We start from the raw sequence: 6,188 nt of genomic DNA on the forward strand, positions 1-6,188 counted from the left end.
AAGCGCCGATCGCCTCCGCTGCGGCAAGTACGTTGACGTAGTCGCGGAAGCGGGCGATCCGGCCGTCGCGCGCGGTGAGTACGACGAGGTTGGGCAGCGCGAACTCGCGGCCGGTGACCGTGTTGCGGCCGACGGCCTCCTGCTCGACCACGACGGTCCGCGGGTCGGTGGTGTCGTGCACGGCGACCGTGCGGTACTGCTCGTACCGGAGCGGGAGGGTGCGCCAGCCGGCGGCGATCCACTCGACGATGGTGTCCCGCCCGGTGAGCCGGGACGGCAGACCCGGGCGAGTGAACGGGAACTCGTGCACCGCGTCGTCCGCGTACAGGAGGCGCAGGTCGTCGGTGGAGCGGTGGATCGCGGCCCGGCGGAACCGGGCGAGTACCTCGTGCGGGCCGTCGGTCGTCGCCATGGGATCCCTTCGCCGTCGGTGCACCCACCCCACCACCGCGGCCGCGCGTACGTCCAAGGCCGGTCGGGTCGGGATCGATAACCTCGGGGCATGGACGGGAGCCTGGAGACCCGGGAACTCGCGCACTTCCTCGCGGTGGCCGAGGATCTGCACTTCAGCCGCGCCGCCGCCCGGCTCGGCATCGCGCAACCGGCGCTGTCCCGGACGGTCCGGCGGCTCGAACGCCGGCTCGGCGTCACGCTGTTCGTGCGCACCAGCCGCGCCGTCGCCCTCACCCCCGCCGGCCGGGTACTCGCCAGCGAGGCGCGCCGGGCGCTGGACGCGGTGGACGCCGCCGCCCGGCGTACCCGGCGGGCCGGTGCGGCGGAACCGCACCTGGTACTGGCGATGAAGGCGGGCGGGGACGCGGGCCTGCTCGCCGCCGTCCTCGCCACGTACGAGGGGGATCCGGACGCGTGCCCGGTGCGCGTGCTGTTCCGTACCGACCGGGTGGGTGCGTTGCGCGACGGGCACGCCGACGCCGCGCTGGTCTTCGACCGGCTCGACGACCTGCGCGGGCTCGACACCGAACCGCTGCTGACCGAGCCGCGCGCCGCCGTCCTGCCCGCGTCGCACCCGCTCGCGGCCCGGGATTCCTTGTGCCTGGCCGATCTGCGCGACGCACCGGTGCACCGGCCGGGCGACGGTACGGAGGCGGCCAGCCTCACCGAACTGCTGCAGCTCGTCGCCCTCGGCCGTACGGTCGCGGTGGTGCCGCGGTCGGTGGCCGCGGGGCTGCGGCACGACCTGGTCGGCGTGCCGCTGACCGACGCGCCGCCGGTGACCCTGCTGCTCGCGTGGCCCGCGCACAGCACGTCGCCGGCCGTCGCCGCCCTGGCCCGGGCCGTACGCGCGGCGTGCCCGGGCGGCGACCCGGTCGACGCGTGAACCGCCGGAACGGGCGGTGGAATCCACGCGAGCGCCAGCTGGGCGAACGCGTACCCGCACAGCCCGTTGTCACTGCGGCTCGCAGTCGGAGGCCGTGCGCCCTCAGCCGGCGTGCTGGCTGCTGACGGGAGGGCGTACGGAGAGGTCGGCGAGCGCGGCGTCGACCTCGCGCCGGAACTCGGTGCGCTTGTCTGGCCACCCACGCAGCGACACCTCCGCACGGGACGCGGCGCGCAGCTCGGTCCGCGCGGCGTCGACGTCGCCGATCCGGTGGAGCGCCTGGGCGTACCGGAGCCGGGCGTTCGGGAGGGCGACGCCCTCCCCCACCGTGACGAGCGCGTCCACCGACTCCCGGTACGCCTCGACCGCTTCCACCCACCGTCCGAGAGCACCGAGGCAGTTGCCCATCCGGCACAGGTCGTAGCCCAGGTACTCCAGCCCGGTACCGTCGGCGACCGCCTCGACGGAGGCGCGCGCGTACTCGACGGCCCGCGCGAACTGGGCGAGAGCGGCGGCGTGGTCGCCGAGCCCGGTCAGGGCGACGCCGTACATGGCGTGGAGGGTGCCGATCAGGCGCGTCGCGGTGCCGGACTCGGCGATGGGGATGGCGGCGACGCAGCGCTCGACGGCGCGGGCATGATCGCCGCGTTCCAGGTCGGCGCCGATCAGCCCCCACTGCGCGAAGGTCCGTTCGCGTGCGGCACCGGCCCGCTCCGCGTACGCGGCGGCCTCCTCGTGCAGCGCGTACGCCCGGTCGAAGTCGCCGTGCACCCGCCACGCCATCCAACCGACCTGGCTCAGCGTGTGCGAGATCCGGACCGGGTCGGCGGTGAGGCGCGCGGACGCGAGGCCGAGGTCGTACAGCTCCGACCACAGCGCCATGTCGATGGTGAGGTAGGTGGAGATGCCCCACAGCGCGATGACGACGTCGGCGACCAGCTCGTGCCGGCCGTCGGTGGCAGCCCGACGGACCGCGCCGAACCAGTTGTGGGACGCGGCGTCCAGCCAGTCCCGCGCGTCCCGGCGGGTCATGTCGGCGGCGCCGACCCGGTCCTCCGGCGTGTTGCCGAAGACCCGCCCCACCGCGATCGTCCGCCGCAGCAGGCGATCCACGATGCCGACGTCGAGCCGGCGTACCGTCTCGGGTGGCTCGTCGGCGTGGAGGCGCTCGGTGGCGAACACGCGCAGCAGGTCGTGGAACTCGTACTGGAAGGGCACGGGGCCGGGGCGTAGCAGGCTCTCGTCCATCAGCTCGTCGAGCGCGGCGTCGGTGGCGTCGCGGTCCGCGCCCAGCAGGTAGAGCGCCTCGTCGAACAGCGCCGAGCGACCGGGCATCAGGGCGAGTCGGCGGAACAGCGTGCGCGCGTCGTCGCCGAGCTGCTCGTACGACAGGTGGAAGGCGGGCCGCACCGCCACGTCGCCGGCGGTGAGCGTGGACAGCCGGCGGCGTTCGTCGCGCAGCCGGTCCGCCAGCGCCTCGATTGTCCACTGTGGACGGCTGGCGAGCCGGTTGCCCGCGATGCGCAGCGCTATCGGCAGGTTGCCGCACAGGGCCACGACGTCGGCGGCGGCGGCCGGCTCGGCGTCGACGCGTTCCGCACCGGCGATCGCGGCGAGCAGGTCGATCCCGTCGGCCTCGGCGAGCTCCCCGACCGCCACGCGGCGGGCGCCGGACAGCCCCGAGAGAGTACGGCGGCTGGTGACGACGACCAGGCAGCGGGGGCTGCCGACGAGCAGCGGACGTACCTGGGACTCGGTGCGGGCGTTGTCGAACACGAACAGCATCGCCCGCTGGCGGACCAGCCCCCGGAACGCCGCGGCCCGGTCGTCGAGACGCTGCGGCACCTGCTCCGCCGGTACGCCGAGGATCGACAGCAGCCGCGCCAGGGTCTCGGCCGGTTCGAGCGGCTGCGCGTCGAAGCCGTGCAGGTCGAGGAACACCTGCCCATCCGGGAACCGGTCGGCGAGGTCATGTGCGGCGCGCACGGCGAGGACGGTCTTGCCGACGCCGGGCGGGCCGGACAGCACCAGGGTCATCGCGGTACGGCCGGCGCCGGCGGCGACCTCGTCGGCCCAGGCGGCGAGGCGGGCCAGTTCGCTGTCCCGACCGGCCAGGTCGGCGAGGTCCGGCGGGACGTGCTGCGCGACGATGGCCGGCGACGAGGTGGGCTCGGCGACGTGGCGTTCGGCGAGCAGCACGGCACGTTCCGCGTCGGACACGGCGAGCGCGTCGGCCAGCGCGCGCGCCGTCCGCCGTTGCGGCGCAAGGATTCTGCCGCGCTCCAGGTCGGAGATCGTGCGTACGCTGACCCCGGACCGCTCGGCCAGCCCCTCCTGCGTCAACCCCGACCGGGTACGCGCGGCGAGCAGCAGCTCGCCGACCGCCGGGGTCCGTGCCGAGGTGTCCACGTGTGTCTCGGTCTCCCTCCGCGCAGTCCCCCGCCGCGACGGGGACACCCGAACAAGGTACTGGATCACCGGTGAAGGCAGGTGACACGCTCGGGGCCGGCAGCCGACGAGAGGCGGTACGTGTGTCGGGATATCAGGTCACGCCCGGGGCGCTGCACACGGCGTCGGTCAACTGCACGACGACGGCGGACGAGGTCTGGCAGCAGTTGGCCGCCCTGCGCACCTACGTCGTGGCGCTCGAGGGCCAGTGGAACGGCATGGCACAGGACACCTTCCAGGCGCTCATGACCGACTACGACGTGTACTCGCGCATGCTCAACGACGCGCTCCGGGACATTTCCCTTGGCCTGCAAGGAAACCAGGTCAACTATGTCGACACGGAGCAGCAGAACATCAACAACCTCAAGCCGATCGAGGGCGACCTGATGCCCGGCCAGGGCACCACGCTGCCGCCGTCGAGGTTCTAGGCCCGTCGCGAAACCCACGTGTCGGCCGCGTGTCGGCACGCCCACAGACGACAGCGGTACGCGAACGAACCTCCGCCCCACGAGCGAGCACCCGCTACTCGCCTCGCGCGGCCGAGGAGTTCGCACCAGACCCTAGGGACGCACGCCGATGAGCATCGAGGACCGCCAGATCACGGTACCGGTCGACCTGGAGCACGCCGGGCCGTACATCAACGGGATGGCCACGACCATCTCCGACGAGCTGCGGACGCTGCGCAACAACCTGGCGCCGGTACTCGACTCGCCCATGTGGGTGGGCGCCGCGCAGACCTACTACGGCGGGCTGCAGACCGAGTGGAACATCGCCGCCGAGGGATTGTTCGGCCCGGAAGGCGTGCTGGGGCGCATCGCGCACGCGATGAACCTGACGTGGGGCAACTACGTCGACTGCGAGTGGTCGAACCAGCAGACCTGGAAGCACTGACGGCATGTCCGACCAACGCTGTCTCCTGACCGTCGTCGGCGACCGCAACCAGGTCGACCTCGCCCTGCCGGCGCGGGCGCCGATCGCCGAGTACACCGAGCTGCTGGCCCGGCTGTGTGGACAGGCGAGCGACGACGCGCTGCCGCAGGCCTGGTCGCTGGCCCCGCTCGGCGCCGCCCCCCTCCCCCTCACCAGTACGCTCGCCGACGCCGGCATCGTCGACGGCCAGACCCTGTACCTTCGCGACACGCTCGCCGGCGAGGCCGACGAACCCGTCGTCCGCAGCGTGTGGGAGCTGGTCACCGGCGCCGAGGCCGGCGGGCAGCGGTGGACGACCCGCGCCCGCGGACGTACCGGAGTGCTGGTGGGGGCGGCGTGGCTGGTCGCCGCGCTGGCCGTACTCGGGCTCACCGGGCACGGCGGCCTCGGCCTCGGCCTGCTGTCCGCGGTCCTCGGCGGCACGCTGTCGGTGACCGCCCGCCTCCTCCGCCACCACAACCGCGTACTGGCCCGGCTGCCGCGGGTGCTGCTCGGTTGCGCCGCCGTACCGTGCCTGGCGCTGGCCGGCCTGCTGTCGCTGGGCACGCCCGCCGCCGACGCCACCCATGTCGGCTTCACGCTGGTCGGCGCGGTACTCGGGCTGGTCGTGGCGCTGGCCTGCGTACCGGATGTGGTGGTGGCCGCGATCGCGGTACTCGTCACGCTGGCCGGCGCCGTGTTCGTCGTCTGCACCCTCGTCGGTGCGACGGCGGCGGCGACCGCGGGGACCGTCGTGGTGGTCGGCACCCTGTTCCTCGCCGTCGCCCCGCGGACCGCGGCGGTGTTGACGGCAGCGTCGTGGCTGCGGCTGTCGTCGCCGACGGTGGAGCCGGCGGCCGACCCGGACACGCTCGCCGGCCGGGTCGTCCGCGCCCACCACGCGCTGGTGCTGCTCACCACGGCCAGCTCCGTCGCCGTGGCGGCCGGCCTGGTCGTACTGACCCGCACGGTCGCGCCGTTCCCGCTGCTGCTGGCCGGCGTCGCGGTCGTGGCGCTGCTGCTGCGCGCCGGCACGTACGAGTTCGCCGCCGAGGCCGTTCCGGTCGTCGTCGCCGCGTCGGTCGGTGGCTTCGCGCTGCTCACCGTGCTCGGCGCCCAGCCCGCCACCGCCCCGCTGCTGGCCCCCGCCATGCTGGTGGTCGGCGTCGCCGCCGTCGCGATCGGCCTGCCGGTCGTACTGTGGCGGTCCCGCCCCGACGCCGACCGTCCCCGCGCCCTCGGCGTACTCGGCACCGTCTGCCAGATCGCGCTCGTGGCGCTGCTGCTCGGCGTACACGGGGTGTTCGCGGCGCTCTGGCAGCTGGGCGCCACGATCTGACCCGACCCCCCTCGATGCGCCGGCACGACCGTGGTGTGCCGGCGCATCGGCGTGTGCCGGGCCGGTTCCCGCGCACCTGGTTCCCGCCGTAGGCGACCGCCCGGGGCCGGAGCCGTTCCGGCATCGCGCGGCACCGGCGAGAGCCGGCGTCCC

General features: G+C 74.3%; 6 protein-coding genes. 4 read left to right on the plus strand and 2 right to left on the minus strand.

What is annotated here, in order from left to right; genetic code table 11:
• The coding region (locus Aru02nite_RS31390) for a nuclear transport factor 2 family protein (protein WP_203663767.1) at positions 1-412 on the minus strand (412 nt) is incomplete at its 3' end.
• Positions 413-502: 90 nt separating this feature from the next.
• Between Aru02nite_RS31390 and Aru02nite_RS31395 the strand changes: the two genes are divergently transcribed.
• The gene (locus Aru02nite_RS31395; RefSeq protein ID WP_239077072.1) at positions 503-1,339 is read left to right on the plus strand and encodes a LysR family transcriptional regulator; all 837 of its coding nucleotides are present in this window, start codon (positions 503-505) and stop codon (positions 1,337-1,339) included.
• Positions 1,340-1,441: 102 nt separating this feature from the next.
• Here the strand turns inward: Aru02nite_RS31395 and Aru02nite_RS31400 are convergent, their stop codons facing one another.
• Positions 1,442-3,748 (minus strand): ATP-binding protein, encoded by a 2,307-nt coding sequence (locus Aru02nite_RS31400; RefSeq protein ID WP_203663768.1) that lies wholly within the window; start codon positions 3,746-3,748, stop codon positions 1,442-1,444.
• A 71-nt stretch (positions 3,749-3,819) separates the two neighbouring features.
• Here Aru02nite_RS31400 and Aru02nite_RS31405 point away from each other — a divergent pair, with 71 nt between their 5' ends.
• The 3 genes from Aru02nite_RS31405 to Aru02nite_RS31415 all read left to right on the plus strand — a co-directional run bounded on the left by Aru02nite_RS31405 (position 3,820) and on the right by Aru02nite_RS31415 (position 6,035).
• Positions 3,820-4,215, plus strand: coding sequence for a WXG100 family type VII secretion target (locus tag Aru02nite_RS31405; RefSeq protein ID WP_203663769.1), 396 nt, complete (start codon positions 3,820-3,822; stop codon positions 4,213-4,215).
• Between the two features lie 148 nt (positions 4,216-4,363).
• The gene (locus Aru02nite_RS31410; protein ID WP_203663770.1) at positions 4,364-4,678 is read left to right on the plus strand and encodes a WXG100 family type VII secretion target; all 315 of its coding nucleotides are present in this window, start codon (positions 4,364-4,366) and stop codon (positions 4,676-4,678) included.
• A gap of 4 nt (positions 4,679-4,682) precedes the next feature.
• Positions 4,683-6,035 carry an EsaB/YukD family protein gene (locus tag Aru02nite_RS31415; RefSeq protein WP_203663771.1) on the plus strand — a complete coding sequence of 451 codons (1,353 nt, stop codon included), beginning with the start codon at positions 4,683-4,685 and terminating at the stop codon, positions 6,033-6,035.
• The last annotated feature ends 153 nt before the right edge of the window (positions 6,036-6,188 follow it).

Origin of the sequence: Actinocatenispora rupis, from assembly GCF_016861975.1 — a bacterium.
Lineage (GTDB): Bacteria > Actinomycetota > Actinomycetes > Mycobacteriales > Micromonosporaceae > Actinocatenispora > Actinocatenispora rupis.

Bases quoted from the DNA above. Each gene is read 5' to 3' on its own strand.
- Aru02nite_RS31410 (WP_203663770.1), top strand. From the start codon at position 4,364: ATGAGCATCGAGGACCGCCAGATCACGGTACCGGTCGACCTGGAGCAC.
- Aru02nite_RS31415 (WP_203663771.1), top strand. From the start codon at position 4,683: ATGTCCGACCAACGCTGTCTCCTGACCGTCGTCGGCGACCGCAACCAG.
- Aru02nite_RS31395 (WP_239077072.1), top strand. From the start codon at position 503: ATGGACGGGAGCCTGGAGACCCGGGAACTCGCGCACTTCCTCGCGGTG.